The following is a 14,946-nucleotide window of genomic DNA, read 5'->3' as shown; positions in this document are numbered from 1 at the left end:
AGGCTCCAGACTCATTGATTTTCAAAGCCAGAAGATGACTGTTGCGGCGAGTGCGACAACGGACAGGAAGACCTTCGGGCATCTGTCGTAACGGGTTGCCACGCGGCGCCAATCCTTGAGCCTGCCGAACATGATCTCGATGCGGTTGCGCCGCTTGTAGCGGCGCTTGTCGTATTTGACGGGCGTGCCACGGGATTTCCGGCCGGGGATGCAGGGGTTGATGCCCTTGTCCTGCAAGGCTTCACGATACCTGTCGGCGTCGTAGCCTCGATCGGCCAGCAGCCAGTCGGCCTTGGGCAAGCTGCTCAGCAATGCCGCCGCTCCGGTGTAGTCACTGACCTGACCGGCGGTCATGAAGAACTTGATCGGGCGGCCTCTGGCGTCGGTGACGGTGTGCAGTTTCGTATTCATGCCACCCTTCGTTCGCCCGATCAGCCTGCCACGCCCCCCTTTTTCAACCGCAGGCTGGAGGCCGTGCGGTGCCCCTTGAGGTAGGTCGCGTCAATCATGATCGTCGTCGGCTCCGCCCCCTCCGCCGCCAGTCCTTCAAAGATCCTGGCGAACACCCCCATGTCGCTCCAGCGCTTCCATCGGTTGTAGAGGGTCTTCGGCGGACCATACTCCGGAGGCGCATCTGACTATCGCAACCCGTTGCGATTGATGAAGATTATCCCACTCAAGACGCGCCCCCTCTCGGCGATACAACGCATCGCCTGCCGGGCAACGGATCATCGACCCTCGGCTTGCCATGGCTCTTGGGAAAGAAAGACTGAAGCCGCGCCAACTGCTCGTCGGTCAGCCAGAAAATATTGCTCATCATGCCCCCCATCAGTTCGGGAGCGTGAATCACACAGGCAAGGAGACGACAAGCTGATTAATGGGTCCAGACCCTAGCCCACAAAAGCCTTTTCGACGACATAGTCGCCGGGGGCGGAATTTGCGCCCTCGACAAAGCCGCGCGCCTGTAAAATCTCGGCCATGCCCTTATTCAACCCGACCGAGCCGCAAATCATCACGCGGTCCGTTTCGGGCGCAAGCTCGGGTAGATCCAGTGCTTTCGCCAACCGCCCCTCCCTGATCCAGTCGGTGATGCGGCCCTGATGGCGGCTGGCCTCGCGCGTGGTGGTCTGATGCACGCGCAAGCCGCGCGCCGCCTGCTCTGCCACCAGCGGGTCGTGCAACAGATCGCGCGTTAACTGCTGGCCATAGGCCAAATCAGCGACATCGCGACAGCTATGGGTCAACACCACCGTTTCATACTGCGCCCAGGTCTCGGGATCGCGCAGCAAGCTGGCAAAGGGCGCAATGCCAGTGCCCGTGGCCACCAGATACAGCCGCTTGGCCGGGCGCAACGCATCCAGCACCAGCGTGCCCACCGGCTTGGGCCGCACGATCACGCTATCGCCGGGCTGGACATATTGCAGGCGGCTCGTCAGCGGCCCATCGGGAACCTTGATCGAATAGAACTCCAGCGTGTCATCCCAATTGGGCGAGGCAATCGAATAGGCCCGCAAGAGCGGTTTTCCGGTCTCCCCCATCAGCCCGATCATCACGAACTCGCCCGAGCGAAACCGCAGACTGCGCGGGCGCTTCACCCGAAAGGAAAACAGCCGATCCGTCCAATGGGTGACCGCCAGCACGGGATGGGCGTCGGGATGGGCGACGCTGGCGGCGGGCGCACAAGCGGTGGATTGATAGGTCATTCAGGCCTCACAGGTCAAAAACCTGGTCGCGATAGCCGCGCCCCATGGGAACGGCGCGCCACTGCGCCTCGGGTTGGCGCTTTGCCATCGCATCGGGCAGTTCGATATCGTCAAAGCCTGCACGCAAAGCGGCGCGGAGCTGGTCCACCAAAAGCGGCCCGCTGGCGCGCAAATGGCCGCCAAACCCCGACCGCCGGATCAACGCCGCCAACGAAAACCCGCGCCCATCGGCGAAACTGTCAAACCCGATTTCAATCATCGAGGCCGTCTCGATCTGGGCAGCCAGCGCGGTCACATCCGCCTCTGGCCCCAGACGCAGCGCCGCTCCGGGGCGGTGATCTTGCGGCGTGCGCCGCGCAACACCGGCAAACAGATCTGGCACGAAGCCGTCTTTTGAAACGATCTGGCTCATCCCGCTTTCCTTCTGATGATGCGCCCGTCTGGCGCAAAATGAATACCGCATTCCTCGCGCGACTCATCCGCCCAGCGCCCCGCGCGCGCATCTTCGCCAAAGGCGGGCTGAGTGCAGGGCGCGCACCCGATTGAGGGGTAGCCCTGCGCCACCAGCGGGTGGCGGGGCAGATCATGGGCGCGCAGGTGATCTGACAGGTCCTGCGCGCTCCAGCTTGCCAAGGGATTGACCCGCAAGCGGCCCGCATGATCGGCCTCAAACAGCGGCATCTGCGTGCGCTGCCCGGTCTGAAACCGTTTGCGCCCGGTGATCGAGCCGTCGAACTCTGCCAGCGCGCATTCCAGCGGCGCCACCTTGCGCAACTGACAGCAGGCTTTCGTGTCGCGCCTGTGCAGATCGTCGGGCACATCTGGATCAGGCACCAACAAGCGCACATCGCGCAGCCCCAGATGGGCCGAAAGATCGCGCTGATATTGCAAAGTCTCGGCAAACAGCATCTGCGTTTCCAGCATCAAGACCGGCACGTCGCGGTCGATCTGCGCCAGCAGGTGCAACAGCACCGCCGAGTCCGCCCCAAAGGACGACACCAGCGCAATGCGCCCCGGCAGCGCGCTCAATGCAGCGCGCAAAATCTCGTCGGCCGGGGCCTGCGCAAAGCGCTCGTTCAGACGTGCCGCCTCTGGCACGACCGCTTGCGCGCGCGAGACGTTCAATTCACGCAGCGGCTGCATCACGTTCTCCATATAAAGCGGCCTTGAACGGCGCGAGGCCGACCCGGCGATAGGTCTGCAAGAAACTCTCGTCCGTGGTCTCACGCGCCGCGAGATAGGCGTGGATCAGGCGCTCGACGGCGGGCACGACCTCATCATAGGCAAAGCCCGGACCGGTGCGATCGCCCAAAGCAGCGTCTTCGGTGCCATCGCCGCCAAGGGTCAGCTGGTAGTTCTCCACCCCCGCCCGATCGAGCCCGAGAATGCCGATATGGCCAACATGGTGATGCCCGCAGGCGTTGATGCAGCCCGAGATTTTGATCTTGAGCGGCCCAATGTCATGCTGCGCGTCGATATCGCCAAACAGCGTCGAAATCTGCTGCGCAATCGGGATCGAGCGCGCGGTGGCAAGCGCGCAATAATCCAGCCCCGGGCAGGCGATGATATCAGAGACCTGCCCGACATTGGCCGTCGCCAGTCCTGCCTGCGCCAGTGCCTCATAGACCGCGCCCAGATCGTTGTAATGAATATGGGGCAGGATGACGTTTTGCTCATGGCTGATGCGCAGCTCGTCATAGCCAAACTGCTCGGCCAGATTAGCCAGCACGCGCATCTGTGCCGCCGTGACATCGCCCGGCGTGCCGCCAATCGGCTTGGTCGAGACGGTGACACTGACATGATCGGCGCGTTTATGGGGGTGCAGGTTCGTATCAAGGAACGACCGGAACGCCGGGCCGGGCGAAAACGGCACTACCGGATCGTCACGAAACGCGGGCGGGGCAAAGCCCTTGGCGATCTGCGCGATCACTTCAGGAGACACATCCCCGAGCAGGCGACGCCCCGTGGCGAACTCCGCCTCGATCATCGCGCGCAGCTCCTCAAGCCCGGTTTCGTGCACCAAAATCTTGATGCGCGCCTTATACTTATTGTCGCGCCGCCCGCCGAGGTTATAGACGCGCAAGATCGCCTCAAGATAGGCCAGCAGGTCGCGCTTGGGCAGCCAATCACGCACTTCCTTGCCGATAAACGGCGTGCGCCCCAGCCCCCCGCCAATCACCACCTGATAGCCGATCTCGCCATCACGCTCACGCAGCCGCAGCCCGATATCGTGAAAGGCGATCACGGCGCGGTCCTGCTCAGATGCCGTGACCGCCACCTTGAACTTGCGTGGCAGATAGGCGAATTCGGGATGATCGGTGGACCATTGCCGGATCAGTTCGGCAGTGATGCGCGGGTCTTCGACCTCGCCTGCCGCAGCGCCTGCAAAATGATCGGCCGTGACGTTGCGAATGCAATTCCCCGAGGTCTGGATCGCATGCATCCCCACCTCGGCCAGCGCCTCGAGCATATCGGGCACATCGCTGAGACGCGGCCAGTTGAACTGGATGTTCTGGCGGGTTGTGAAATGGCCATAGCCGCGATCCCAGCGCTCGGAAATGTCGGCCAGCGCGCGCATCTGCGCCCCGCTCAGCGTGCCATAAGGGATCGCCACGCGCAGCATATAGGCGTGCAATTGCAGATATAGACCGTTCATCAGGCGCAGCGGCTTGAACTCATCCTCGCTTAGCGAGCCGTCCAGCCGACGCGCCACTTGACCCCGGAATTCCGCCACACGGGCGCGCAGGAAATCGCGGTCGAATTCGGAATAGGCATACATTACGAAACCTCGTGCAGCTGGGGGTGGGTCTTGTGACCGCGCACCCGGTAAATTTCGCGAAAATGGGTGGGGTACGGGCCAGCGGACGTGATCGCGACTTCCGCCAGATAGAGGCTGACCGCGCGGGCGTCTTCGGCCCCCGCTTGCGCCAGCGCCAGAAGCGCCTGCGCGGCCTCGGGCGTCTCGGCCACCTGCGCTTTGGTGATGGAACGACACCAACCGGTGCCGGTGAACCAAATCGCATCGCCCTCAATCAGATGGTTTGCGCACACGACCTGCGCCGGGATCGCGCGCGCCATTACAACGCCTCCCGAAGGGCTGCGGAGATGCCGGTGCGCGGCGCAATCCCCAGCAGCAACACCGCCGGGCCATTCACATCCGCCAACGCATCGGCCAACCCGATCAGATCGCTGGAAATGATGCGCTCATCCGCACGCGAGACGTTTTCCACTACGCTCACCGGCGTGTCAGCCGCCGCGCCATGCATCATCAGACGCCCGGTCAAAAACCGCGCCGCGCGCTTGCCCATATAGATCGCGGCCACAGCGCCGGGGCGCGCCAGATCGCGCCAGTCCTGCTCGGCAAAGCCCTTGGCGTCATGGCCCGTCACGATGCGCAGCCCCGCATTGCGCCCGCGCTGCGTCAGGCTCAGACCCAAGCCCGCCACCGCCGCCGACGCCGCCGTAATACCCGGCGTCACGTCATAGGCGACACCTGCGCCGTCCAATGCCGCGACCTCTTCATCCAAACGCCCAAACACCGCCGGATCGCCCGTTTTCAGCCGCACCACGCGCGCTTCAGCGCCATGTCGGACCAGCAAATCGTTGATATCACCCTGATCCCACGAGGGTCCGAACCCGGTCTTGCCCACGTCGATCAACAGTGCATCGGGGCGCGTCAGATCGAGAATTTCCTGCGTCACCAGCCGGTCATGGATCACCACATCTGCCGCGCCAATCAGCCCGAGCGCGCGCAGAGTCAGCAGCTCGGGATCACCCGGCCCCGCGCCCACGAAATGCACATGCGGGCAACCGGAGTCGCGCTTGTCCCCAGTCGTCGAGGGGGCGGAAATTGGGAAATGGCGCATCGGCTGGCTCCTGTTTACTTAAGGAACAAACAGGACATTGTTCCAAATTTGACAATATGAACCCTTGCCTAAATGGAATTTGTTTTGTTTACACAGATCAAATCAGAGTTTCGTTCACCTATTGAGGGAAGAACAGAATGTCAGACATCGACAATGATGACCGCGCCATCCTGATCGAGCTGCAACGCGATGCGACCCTGTCGCTTGAACGAATCGCGCAGCGCGTGAACCTTGCGAAAACCACCGTCTGGAACCGCATTCAGAAGCTGGTGCAAAACGGCACGATCCTGCGTCAGGCCGCGATCCTTGATCCGCGTAAAGTGGGGCTGCGCGAGACGTTTTTCGTCTCGATCCGCACCGGTCAGCATGAGAGCGATTGGCTGGAGCGGTTCAAGGCCGTGATCGAGGATATGCCCGAGATCACCGAGGCGCATCGCCTCGCGGGAACGCTTGACTATCTGCTCAAGGTGCAGGTGGCTTCAACCGAGGAATTTGATCGGTTCTACAAAGACTTGGTCGCGCGCATCCCGATTCACGACGTGTCCTCCAGCCTGTCGATGGAGCGCATGAAACACAGCCTTGAATTGCCGCTATAGGGCGCGCCGCCTGCGGCTCTGGCGCTCGCGCTGAAATCTGACATGCTGGCGCCAAATTCTTGGGAGGACCACATGACCATCACCCCGTTCAGCTTTACCACCGTGTCCGAAATTCACGTGCAATGGGAGGGCAGCGCGCGGTTGGGCGAATTGCTGGCCGAGCGCTTTGACGCGCGCAATCTGCTGCTGGTCACCGATCGCGGCTTGATCGAGGCCGGGTTGATCGCGCCGGTTCAGGCCGCGTTGACGCAAGCGGGCTTTGGCGTGACGCTGTTTGACGACGTCGTGGCCGATCCGCCCGAGGCCGTGGTGCGCGCCTGCGCAGAGATGGCGCGATCTGAGAAAATTGATATTGTTCTTGGGCTTGGCGGCGGATCTTCACTTGATATTGCCAAGCTGGTGGCGGTGATGATCGGCTCGGATCAAGACCTGTCCACGATGTATGGCATTGGCAATGTGGCGGGCGCGCGCGTGCCGCTGGCGCTGGTGCCAACCACTGCTGGCACCGGCTCCGAAGTCACCAACATCTCGATCATCACCACCGGGGAGACCACGAAAATGGGGGTCGTCTCGCGCCAGCTTTACGCCGATTTCGTGCTGCTTGATGCCAGTCTGACGGTCGGGCTGCCGCAGGTCCACACTGCCGCCACGGGCATCGACGCGATGGTCCACGCGATTGAGGCCTATACCTCGAAACACAAGAAAAACCCGCTGTCGGATGCGCTGGCGCGCGAGGCTTTGCGGCTGCTCGGCGCCAACCTCATCACGGCCTGTCAGGACGGCACCAACCGCGCCGCGCGCGAGGCGATGTTGCTGGGGGCCACGCTGGCCGGACAGGCGTTTTCCAACGCCCCCGTGGCCGCCGTGCATGCGCTAGCCTATCCGCTGGGCGGGCATTACCACCTCCCCCACGGGCTGACCAATGCGCTGATGCTGGGCCCGGTCCTGCGCTATAACGCCACCGCTGCCGCGCCGCTTTATGGCGAATTGGCCGATGTGATGGGGGTGGCGGGCAGCGGCGATGCACAGGCACGCTCTGAAGCCTTCGTGCGCCATATCGAGGCGCTGATGGATGCCAGCGGCGCACCGCGTCGCCTGCGCGATGTGGGCGTGACCGATAACAGCCTGTCGATGCTGGCGCGCGATGCGATGAAGCAAACCCGGCTGCTGGTGAACAACCCCGTCGAGGTCACCGAGGACGACGCGCTATCGCTTTACCGTGAGGCGTTCTGAGGCGCTTGACCTTGGCCCGTCACGGTGCAGGTTATGCGCCAAGACTCAGTATCAGGAGACCAAAATGAGCCACAGCGACCTTGACCCGAAATCCCTTGAAAAGCTGGCGCAGGTCGCCGTGCATGTCGGGCTGAACCTGCAACCGGGTCAGGAGCTGGTGCTGACCGCGCCCGCCGCCGCCCTGCCCTTGGTGCGCATGATCGCCGCCGAAGCCTATCGCGCGGGTGCAAGCCTTGTGACCCCGATCCTGAGCGATGAGGAAATCACGCTGGCGCGCTATCGTCACGCCAATGATGCGAGCTTCGACACCGCCCCCGGCTGGCTGTATGAGGGCATGGCCAAAGCTTACGCGGGCAACGCCGCGCGCATGGCGATTGTGGGCGATGACCCGATGATGCTGGCCGATCAAGACCCCGAGAAAGCCGCCCGCGCAGGCAAGGCCAATTCGATTGCCTATAAACCCGCGCTGGAGAAAATCTCGAATTTTGAGATCAACTGGTCGATTGTCAGCTTTCCGACCGCCGCTTGGGCCGCGCGGGTGTTCCCCGATCTGCCCCAAGACGAGGCCGTGGGCAAGCTGGCCGAGGCGATCTTTGCCGCCTCGCGCGTCGATCAAGCCGATCCGGTCGCCGCATGGGAGGCTCATAACGGCGAGTTGCGCAAACGCTCAAGCTGGCTCAATTCCGAACGCTTCTCGGCGCTGCATTTCACCGGGCCGGGCACCGATCTGACGGTCGGGCTGGCGGATAATCACGAATGGCATGGCGGCGCGTCTGAGGCCAAGAACGGCGTGACCTGCAACCCCAACATCCCGACGGAAGAGGTCTTCACCACCCCCCATGCCGCGCGCGTCGACGGCGTGGTGCGCGCCTCCAAACCGCTGTCCCATCAAGGTAGCCTGATCGAGAATATCGAGATGCGGTTCGAGGGCGGTCGCGCAGTTGAAGCCCGCGCCAGCCGGGGCCAGGAAGTGCTGCAAAAGCTGATCGCCACCGATGAGGGCGCCTGTCGTCTGGGTGAGGTCGCGCTGGTGCCGCATGGCTCGCCGATCTCGCAATCGGGGCTGCTGTTTTACAACACGCTTTATGATGAAAACGCCGCCTGCCATATCGCGATGGGGCAATGCTATTCGAAATGTTTCCTCAATGGCGGCGAACTAAGCACCGGCGAGATCGCGGCCAAGGGCGGCAATTCCAGCCTGATCCATGTCGATTGGATGATCGGCGGGCCGGAAACCGATGTCGATGGCATCCGCGCCGATGGCAGCCGCGTGGCGATCTTCCGCAAGGGCGAATGGGCGCAGTAACGCGCCCCTAGCCTTTGGCGGGAAAGACGAAACAGCGGTCGCGGCGCAGCATCAGCCACATCACCGTGCCGGGCTTGGGCAGAAACACATTGGGGACCGAGGCTTTCAGGATCTGCCCGGTCTCCATGCGAAACTCGACCAAGCTTTCGCGCCCCAGATAGCGCGCGCGCTCGACCGTGGCGCGCGCCGGGGTGCCGTCTTGCGCCGTCGGGTTGGGGCCACGCCCGGCGCGGTCGAAATCGATCTTGAGATGCTGCGGGCGGATCACGATGTCGATCCCCGTGCCGTCGGGATGCCCCGGCGCAAGGAAATCGCCAAACGGCGTGGAAGCCAACGCGCCCTGCACCCGACTTTCGATGACGTTGATATCGGAAAAGAACGCTGCCGCCTGACGATCCACCGGCGCGTTATACAGGTTATAGGGCGCGCCGCGCTGCACGATCTTGCCGCCCCGCATCAGCAGGATTTCATCGGCCATGCGCATCGCCTCATGGGGCTCATGGGTGACCAGCAACACCGCTGTGCCCTCGTCTTTCAGCAGCGCCAAGGTCTCGTCGCGGATATCGTCACGCAAACGCTCATCCAGTCCCGAAAACGGCTCATCCATCAGCAGGATACGCGGGCGCGGAGCCAGCGCGCGGGCCAAGGCAACGCGCTGTTGCTCGCCCCCGGACAGCGCATGGGGGTAGCTGTCGCGATGGCGTCCCATATGCACCCGCGCAAGCAATTCATCGACCCGCGCCCGTGTTTCGGCCTTTGGCCCAGACAGCCCAAAGGCGACATTCTGCGCCACCGTCAGATGCGGAAACAGCGCGAAATCCTGAAACATCAAGCCGATCTCGCGCCGTTCGGGAGGGACGTGACGGACCGCGTCGCTGATCAGCGCACCATTAACGAAGATCTCGCCGCTGTCCTGCATATCCACCCCGGCGATCAGGCGCAAAGTCGTGGATTTGCCGCAGCCCGAGGGGCCCAGCAGGCAGGTCACTTGCCCCTCAGGGATCGCGAAAGAAATGTCATCCACCACCACCTGCTCGTCAAAGCGGCGCTTCAGCGAACGCACTTCAAGGCGGGGTGGGGTCGTGGGGGGCGGCATCGCTAATCCTACAAAATCACTAAGGATTTATCGAAATAGCAGCGCCGCCCCGCTTGCGCAAGCGCACCTAGATCGAGATGTTGTTCTGACCGCCATCCAGCATGATGTTTTGGCCCACGATGAAGCCCGCTTTTTGCGAACACAGGAAGGCGCACATCGCCCCAAAATCCCCGGCATCGCCGTAGCGCCCCGCCGGGATCGTCGTGATCCGCTTGGCGCGCGCGGCCTCGGGCGAAATCCCTTGGGCCTTGGACACACCACCATCCAAAGACGTCGCGCGGTCGGTATCGTGGATACCGGGCAGCATGTTGTTGATGATCACACCTTTTGGTGCGACCTGACGCGCAGTGCCCGCCACAAACCCCGTCAGCCCCGAGCGCGCGGCATTGGACAGACCCAGCGCGGGAATGGGCGCGCGCACGGATTGTGAAGTGATATTGACCACCCGGCCCCAGCCGCGCGCCATCATCCCTGGCATCAACGCCTGCATCATCGCAATGGGGGCCAGCATATTGGCATCGAGCGCGGCGATGAAATCGTCACGATCCCAGTCGCTCCACAGCCCCGGAGGCGGCCCGCCCGCATTGCTCACGAGGATATCGACCTCGCCCGCTGCCGCCAGAACCTTGGCGCGCCCCGCGGGCGTGGTGATATCAGCGGCCACGGGGGTCACGCTCACGCCATATTTCGCGGCGATCTCGGCGGCGGCGGTCTCTAACGCCTCGGCCCCCCGCGCATTGAGCACCAAATCGACCCCTGCCTCGGCCAGCGCCTCGGCGCAGCCCCGTCCCAAACCTTTTGATCCCGCACAGACCACTGCGCGCTTGCCCCGAATGCCCAAATCCATCGCGTTCTCCCAAGATGATCGCAGTCTCGCTGCTTTTGCGCAGAGTTAACGCGCAATGCGCGCCTTGCAAGGGGCTGATCTTATTGCCACTGGCGCGTCAATTGCTTGACCCGGCGGGGCGCAGGCGAGTAATCGGTCATGAGGCCGCACCCCGAGCGGCCCAACGGAGGCCCCCTTGTCGCACATCAGCCAAAGCGTTCATGTCTTTGACGCCCATAATCTTTGGGTGACGTCGGGCGCTAATCAGGGCGATGCGCTCGACATTGCCGGGCTATGCGAGCCGGGCGACATCTATCAGCTGGATCGCGACGCGACCCCGCGGCTTTTGGTCGTGGGCTGGGACGCTGCGGGCGAGCAGATCGTGGCCCCCGGATCCGAGATCGGTGCGCCGGGCGATGCGATCAGCCTGCTGGCCCGCCATGTGATGATGGCCCCCGATGGCGACAGCGTCGATATTTTGCTGATCCGTCACGATGCCAGCGACACGCATTTCGCGCTGCCGCTTTCGCCAATTGCGCCGCGTCAGGAATATACCCTGCTTGAGGCCTCGGCCGATCCGGGCGAAGCGCGGCTGGCGGATCTGGTCTGCGTGGCCTTCACCACGGGCACGATGATCACGTTGGCCGGGGGGGCGCAAAAACCCATCGAGCAGCTCAAGGCGGGGGATCGGGTGCTCACGCGCGACAGCGGCCCGCAGCCCGTAGCCCTCGTCGCCAAGGCGCGGATGCGCGCGCTGGGGTCGTTCGCGCCGGTCGTGATTTCAGCCGGAATTCTGGGCAATGAGGGCGATCTGGTCGTCTCGCCCCATCACAGGCTGTTTCTGTATCGGCGCGGCGCGCAAAAGCTGGGCGAGACCTCGGAACTGCTGGTGCAGGCCAAGTATCTGGTGGATGACGAAAACGTCTGGCGGCGCGAGGGCGGCTATGTCGATTATTACGCGCTGGTCTTTGAACGCCACGAAATCATCTATGCCGAGGGCATCCCCGCCGAAAGCCTGATGGTCAGCGAGGCGACCCTGTCGGTTCTGCCCGATGAATTGCGCGCCGAAATCTCGGCCCGCCTGCCCGATCTCAAACACCGCCCGCATTTTGGCACCGAGGCCACGCGCGATCTGCTGGATCAGCTTGGTCGCGACAAGATTTTCCGCAAGCGCGGGGAGTGAGGGGGGGATTGGTTTTGGTGCTGGGGACGGGTGGGTTTGAATCCGTAGTGCAAGATTTTCGTTTCGCCGCGAATGGCAAGAGTGGTTATCGCCTGGGTCGACGCCCCTTCAAAGAGGCGTTGTCGAGCCTACGAGTTGACGTCAGGCCGGCATCCAGTCAACGTCGGGCGGTCTTTCTGCACATTGATCAGGTCATCAGTCACATCTAGGCAGTAGACCAGATCGCGCATCCGTTCGGCGACTTCACGGAAATAGCCGGGCCGGGTGGCGGGGTCTTCCGGGAAATAGAGCCGCGCCTTGAGACGGATACCATCGTCGGGCGGATAAGTCGCGTAAACCACGCAGAGGCTCATCTTTTCGCGCAGGTTATCTGGGTAGCAACTTGCGAAGAAACCAGCGGCGGAAAACTCAGGCATATATTGCAGACCGTTGGGGGGGCGTGTCGGATCGTCGAGTGGGGCGGGGGAACCAAAGATTCGGTAGCCGGGCAAGTAATAATGCGGGTTGAGCCGATCTCCTCTAAGGAGGACATAGTCGCGAGGTTCCTCGCGCACAAATTCCGACGCCGGACGCAAAGCAAGCTCGACATGGATGACCGTGTCCTTGAGCACTGGGTCTGCTTCTATGATCTTTTCGATCCACTTGATCCGCCGCGGCGCGAAGAAGGGCGGGTCTACGCTCATAGTCTTGGGCACTTTGCCGAGCCAAAAGGTTCGCGTCGAAAGCTTTACCGTCTGCGGGGGTTGCGCGATCACCGGGAAGCCGGCCATAAATCCGCAAAATACGAGCGTTGAGAAACGGCCAAACATCCAAATTTCCTAAAATTTGCTCAGAACCTTTAGTAGCAATCTTTAGCATCACTTCGCTTGCGCGTCACTTCATTGCGGCTCCTCCTGCAAAATGAACTGCCCGGATTTGCCATTTATTGCGGTCATTCATGCATCCTTCCCTAGGGGAGCGTCGTCCCACATTGCCACCGCTCATGACTTCCCCCCCCGGCTTAACCGCCTCTCTCGCAAAACCATCCCCCCCATTGCCCGATTGCAAGGCGCGCGCGGGCAGGATAAACGCGGGGCCATGACAAATCGCCCCGCCCTGCCCCCCGAAATCGCCCGCCGCCGGACCTTTGCGATCATCTCGCACCCCGATGCCGGCAAGACGACGCTAACTGAAAAGTTCCTGCTGTTTGGCGGGGCTATTCAGATGGCCGGCCAAGTGCGCGCCAAGGGTGAGGCGCGGCGCACGCGCTCTGACTTCATGAAGATGGAACAGGATCGCGGGATCTCGGTCTCGGCCTCGGCGATGAGCTTTGAGTATCGCGAGTTCCGCTACAATCTGGTGGACACGCCCGGTCACAGCGATTTTTCCGAAGATACCTATCGCACGCTCACGGCCGTGGACGCCGCGATCATGGTAATCGACGGGGCCAAAGGCGTGGAATCCCAGACCCGCAAACTGTTCGAGGTCTGCCGGTTGCGCGACCTGCCGATCTTGACCTTTTGCAACAAAATGGACCGCGAAAGCCGCGATACCTTCGAAATTATTGACGAAATTCAAGAAAACCTCGCGATTGACGTGGCCCCGGCAAGTTGGCCCATCGGAGTCGGTCGCGAATTTATCGGCGCCTATGATCTGATCCATGACCGGCTGGAAATCATGGACCGGGCCGATCGTAACAAGGTGGCAGAAAGTGTCGCGATCTCGGGACTGGATGATCCGAAACTGGAAACCCATGTGCCCGCCGATCTGCTCGCCAAGCTGCGCGAAGAGGTCGAGATGGCGCGCGAATTGCTGCCCGCGTTTGATCGTCAGTCCTTCCTTGAAGGGCATATGACGCCGATCTGGTTTGGCTCGGCGATCAACAGTTTCGGCGTCAAGGAATTGATGGACGGGATTGGCGAATACGGCCCCGAACCGCTGGTGCAAAAAGCGACCGAGCGCGACGTTGCCCCCGAAGAACCCAAAGTCACCGGTTTTGTCTTCAAGGTTCAGGCCAATATGGACCCGAAGCACCGCGACCGCGTGGCCTTCGTGCGCCTCGTTTCGGGTCATTTCACGCGGGGCATGAAGCTGACCCATGTGCGCACCAAGAAACCGATGAGCGTATCAAACCCGGTTCTGTTTCTGGCCGCCGACCGCGAGCTGGCCGAAGAGGCTTGGGGCGGCGACATCATGGGCATTCCCAACCACGGCCAGCTACGCATTGGCGACGCGCTGACCGAGGGCGAGGTGCTGCATTTCACCGGCATTCCCAGCTTCGCGCCCGAATTGCTGCAATCGGTGCGCGCAACCGACCCGATGAAGGGCAAGCATCTGGAAAAGGCGCTGATGCAATTCGCCGAGGAAGGCGCGGCCAAGGTGTTCAAACCCGCGATTGGTTCTGGCTTTATCGTGGGCGTCGTCGGCGCGCTGCAATTCGAAGTGCTGGCCAGCCGGATCGAGTTGGAATACGGCATCCCCGTGCGTTTTGAAGCCAGCCAATTCACCTCTGCGCGCTGGGTGCAGGGCGACAAGGCGGCGGTTGAGAAACTGGTGAATGCCAACAAGCAGCATATCAGTTATGATCACGATGGAGACGTGGTATTCCTCACTCGTCTGCAATGGGACATCGACCGGGTGGCGCGGGATTACGAGGGCGTCACATTGTCAGCCACCAAGGAGATGATGCAGTGAACCCTCTGCCCCTCGAACTGGTTTCCGTGCTGTGCAAGGCCGCCGATGCGCCCGAAGATGTGCATTCGGTCGAGGCGCTTGTGGCGCTGTGGCTGGCCGATAACCGCGATGAACCCGAGGGCGAATATTTCCCGTGGTCGGTGCTGTGCGTGTTTGAGCTGCGCGAGCATCCGGATGTGCTTTGGGCGTTCATCCGTCAGGCGCTCGCGGGGTGCAAGACGATCTGGCAGGTGGTGATGCTTTCTGCGGGTCCGCTAGAGGATTTGATCACAGATCACGGCGCGGATTTCATTGACAAGATCGAACGCGAGGCCCGCCATTCGGCGCGTTTTGCCTATGCGCTGACGGGCGTTTGGCCCGCAGATGAGGCCGACCCCGCCCTTTGGGCACGCATCGAGACGGCGCGCGCGGGCGCAATGCCAACGGGGCTGGATATGGGCGGGCCGCTGCCGGCGCGCTGATCC

15 protein-coding genes and 1 pseudogene are annotated in these 14,946 nt (G+C 62.4%); 6 read left to right on the top strand and 10 right to left on the bottom strand.

Going from position 1 to position 14,946, the window contains the following annotated elements; all coding sequences use genetic code 11:
- Nucleotides 1–21: 21 nt before the first annotated feature.
- The 7 genes and pseudogenes from AB4874_RS14175 to cobA form a co-directional block, all read right to left on the bottom strand.
- Nucleotides 22–817, bottom strand: a pseudogene (locus tag AB4874_RS14175) (IS5 family transposase).
- Between the two features lie 73 nt (nucleotides 818–890).
- Nucleotides 891–1,703, bottom strand: a complete 813-nt coding sequence (locus tag AB4874_RS14170; protein ID WP_368392474.1) for a ferredoxin--NADP reductase — start codon at nucleotides 1,701–1,703, stop codon at nucleotides 891–893.
- A 7-nt stretch (nucleotides 1,704–1,710) separates the two neighbouring features.
- On the bottom strand, nucleotides 1,711–2,115 hold the full coding sequence (locus AB4874_RS14165) for a DUF934 domain-containing protein (protein WP_295536340.1): 405 nt from the start codon (nucleotides 2,113–2,115) through the stop codon (nucleotides 1,711–1,713).
- Nucleotides 2,112–2,846, bottom strand: a complete 735-nt coding sequence (locus AB4874_RS14160) for a phosphoadenylyl-sulfate reductase (RefSeq protein WP_368392473.1) — start codon at nucleotides 2,844–2,846, stop codon at nucleotides 2,112–2,114. The genes AB4874_RS14165 and AB4874_RS14160 overlap by 4 nt, the downstream gene beginning before the upstream one ends.
- Nucleotides 2,830–4,482 carry a nitrite/sulfite reductase gene (locus AB4874_RS14155; protein WP_368392472.1) on the bottom strand — a complete coding sequence of 551 codons (1,653 nt, stop codon included), beginning with the start codon at nucleotides 4,480–4,482 and terminating at the stop codon, nucleotides 2,830–2,832. Before AB4874_RS14155 ends, AB4874_RS14160 begins: the two co-directional genes overlap by 17 nt.
- Nucleotides 4,482–4,781 (bottom strand): DUF2849 domain-containing protein, encoded by a 300-nt coding sequence (locus AB4874_RS14150; protein ID WP_368392471.1) that lies wholly within the window; start codon nucleotides 4,779–4,781, stop codon nucleotides 4,482–4,484. Before AB4874_RS14150 ends, AB4874_RS14155 begins: the two co-directional genes overlap by 1 nt.
- Complete coding sequence (cobA, locus tag AB4874_RS14145; protein ID WP_368392470.1) at nucleotides 4,781–5,569, bottom strand: uroporphyrinogen-III C-methyltransferase; 789 nt, start codon at nucleotides 5,567–5,569, stop codon at nucleotides 4,781–4,783. The genes AB4874_RS14150 and cobA overlap by 1 nt, the downstream gene beginning before the upstream one ends.
- Nucleotides 5,570–5,706: 137 nt before the next feature.
- On the opposite strand from cobA, the gene AB4874_RS14140 reads away from it, so the two are divergent.
- The 3 genes from AB4874_RS14140 (at nucleotide 5,707) to AB4874_RS14130 (ending at nucleotide 8,704) form a co-directional block, all read left to right on the top strand.
- Entirely contained in the window at nucleotides 5,707–6,165 is a 459-nt protein-coding gene (locus AB4874_RS14140) for an Lrp/AsnC family transcriptional regulator (RefSeq protein WP_368392469.1), read from the top strand.
- Between the two features lie 72 nt (nucleotides 6,166–6,237).
- Nucleotides 6,238–7,398, top strand: coding sequence for an iron-containing alcohol dehydrogenase (locus AB4874_RS14135; RefSeq protein ID WP_368392468.1), 1,161 nt, complete (start codon nucleotides 6,238–6,240; stop codon nucleotides 7,396–7,398).
- Between the two features lie 64 nt (nucleotides 7,399–7,462).
- Entirely contained in the window at nucleotides 7,463–8,704 is a 1,242-nt protein-coding gene (locus AB4874_RS14130) for an aminopeptidase (RefSeq protein WP_368392467.1), read from the top strand.
- A gap of 7 nt (nucleotides 8,705–8,711) precedes the next feature.
- Here the strand turns inward: AB4874_RS14130 and AB4874_RS14125 are convergent, their stop codons facing one another.
- Both AB4874_RS14125 and AB4874_RS14120 read right to left on the bottom strand, forming a co-directional pair.
- Nucleotides 8,712–9,800 (bottom strand): ABC transporter ATP-binding protein, encoded by a 1,089-nt coding sequence (locus AB4874_RS14125; RefSeq protein WP_368392466.1) that lies wholly within the window; start codon nucleotides 9,798–9,800, stop codon nucleotides 8,712–8,714.
- Nucleotides 9,801–9,867: 67 nt separating this feature from the next.
- Nucleotides 9,868–10,647 carry an SDR family oxidoreductase gene (locus AB4874_RS14120; protein ID WP_368392465.1) on the bottom strand — a complete coding sequence of 260 codons (780 nt, stop codon included), beginning with the start codon at nucleotides 10,645–10,647 and terminating at the stop codon, nucleotides 9,868–9,870.
- A 175-nt stretch (nucleotides 10,648–10,822) separates the two neighbouring features.
- Between AB4874_RS14120 and AB4874_RS14115 the strand changes: the two genes are divergently transcribed.
- The gene (locus tag AB4874_RS14115; protein ID WP_295536318.1) at nucleotides 10,823–11,809 is read left to right on the top strand and encodes a Hint domain-containing protein; all 987 of its coding nucleotides are present in this window, start codon (nucleotides 10,823–10,825) and stop codon (nucleotides 11,807–11,809) included.
- Nucleotides 11,810–11,937: 128 nt separating this feature from the next.
- On the opposite strand, the gene AB4874_RS14110 is transcribed toward AB4874_RS14115, so the two are convergent.
- The gene (locus tag AB4874_RS14110) at nucleotides 11,938–12,618 is read right to left on the bottom strand and encodes a hypothetical protein (RefSeq protein WP_368392464.1); all 681 of its coding nucleotides are present in this window, start codon (nucleotides 12,616–12,618) and stop codon (nucleotides 11,938–11,940) included.
- A gap of 268 nt (nucleotides 12,619–12,886) precedes the next feature.
- Here AB4874_RS14110 and AB4874_RS14105 point away from each other — a divergent pair, with 268 nt between their 5' ends.
- Together AB4874_RS14105 and AB4874_RS14100 are read left to right on the top strand one after the other, a co-directional pair.
- On the top strand, nucleotides 12,887–14,482 hold the full coding sequence (locus tag AB4874_RS14105; RefSeq protein ID WP_295536312.1) for a peptide chain release factor 3: 1,596 nt from the start codon (nucleotides 12,887–12,889) through the stop codon (nucleotides 14,480–14,482).
- Nucleotides 14,479–14,943 (top strand): DUF6869 domain-containing protein, encoded by a 465-nt coding sequence (locus AB4874_RS14100; RefSeq protein ID WP_368392463.1) that lies wholly within the window; start codon nucleotides 14,479–14,481, stop codon nucleotides 14,941–14,943. The genes AB4874_RS14105 and AB4874_RS14100 overlap by 4 nt, the downstream gene beginning before the upstream one ends.
- Nucleotides 14,944–14,946: the final 3 nt, after the last annotated feature.

The sequence above is a fragment of the Thioclava arctica genome (genome assembly GCF_040892615.1).
GTDB lineage: Bacteria > Pseudomonadota > Alphaproteobacteria > Rhodobacterales > Rhodobacteraceae > Thioclava > Thioclava arctica.
Note: the sequence above shows the minus strand (reverse complement) of the source record. Positions and strands in the feature narration are given on the sequence as shown.

Bases quoted from the DNA above. Each gene is read 5' to 3' on its own strand.
- AB4874_RS14170 (WP_368392474.1), bottom strand. From the start codon at position 1,703: ATGACCTATCAATCCACCGCTTGTGCGCCCGCCGCCAGCGTCGCCCAT.
- AB4874_RS14165 (WP_295536340.1), bottom strand. From the start codon at position 2,115: ATGAGCCAGATCGTTTCAAAAGACGGCTTCGTGCCAGATCTGTTTGCC.
- AB4874_RS14160 (WP_368392473.1), bottom strand. From the start codon at position 2,846: ATGCAGCCGCTGCGTGAATTGAACGTCTCGCGCGCGCAAGCGGTCGTG.
- AB4874_RS14155 (WP_368392472.1), bottom strand. From the start codon at position 4,482: ATGTATGCCTATTCCGAATTCGACCGCGATTTCCTGCGCGCCCGTGTG.
- AB4874_RS14150 (WP_368392471.1), bottom strand. From the start codon at position 4,781: ATGGCGCGCGCGATCCCGGCGCAGGTCGTGTGCGCAAACCATCTGATT.
- cobA (WP_368392470.1), bottom strand. From the start codon at position 5,569: ATGCGCCATTTCCCAATTTCCGCCCCCTCGACGACTGGGGACAAGCGC.
- AB4874_RS14140 (WP_368392469.1), top strand. From the start codon at position 5,707: ATGTCAGACATCGACAATGATGACCGCGCCATCCTGATCGAGCTGCAA.
- AB4874_RS14135 (WP_368392468.1), top strand. From the start codon at position 6,238: ATGACCATCACCCCGTTCAGCTTTACCACCGTGTCCGAAATTCACGTG.
- AB4874_RS14130 (WP_368392467.1), top strand. From the start codon at position 7,463: ATGAGCCACAGCGACCTTGACCCGAAATCCCTTGAAAAGCTGGCGCAG.
- AB4874_RS14125 (WP_368392466.1), bottom strand. From the start codon at position 9,800: ATGCCGCCCCCCACGACCCCACCCCGCCTTGAAGTGCGTTCGCTGAAG.
- AB4874_RS14120 (WP_368392465.1), bottom strand. From the start codon at position 10,647: ATGGATTTGGGCATTCGGGGCAAGCGCGCAGTGGTCTGTGCGGGATCA.
- AB4874_RS14110 (WP_368392464.1), bottom strand. From the start codon at position 12,618: ATGTTTGGCCGTTTCTCAACGCTCGTATTTTGCGGATTTATGGCCGGC.
- AB4874_RS14105 (WP_295536312.1), top strand. From the start codon at position 12,887: ATGACAAATCGCCCCGCCCTGCCCCCCGAAATCGCCCGCCGCCGGACC.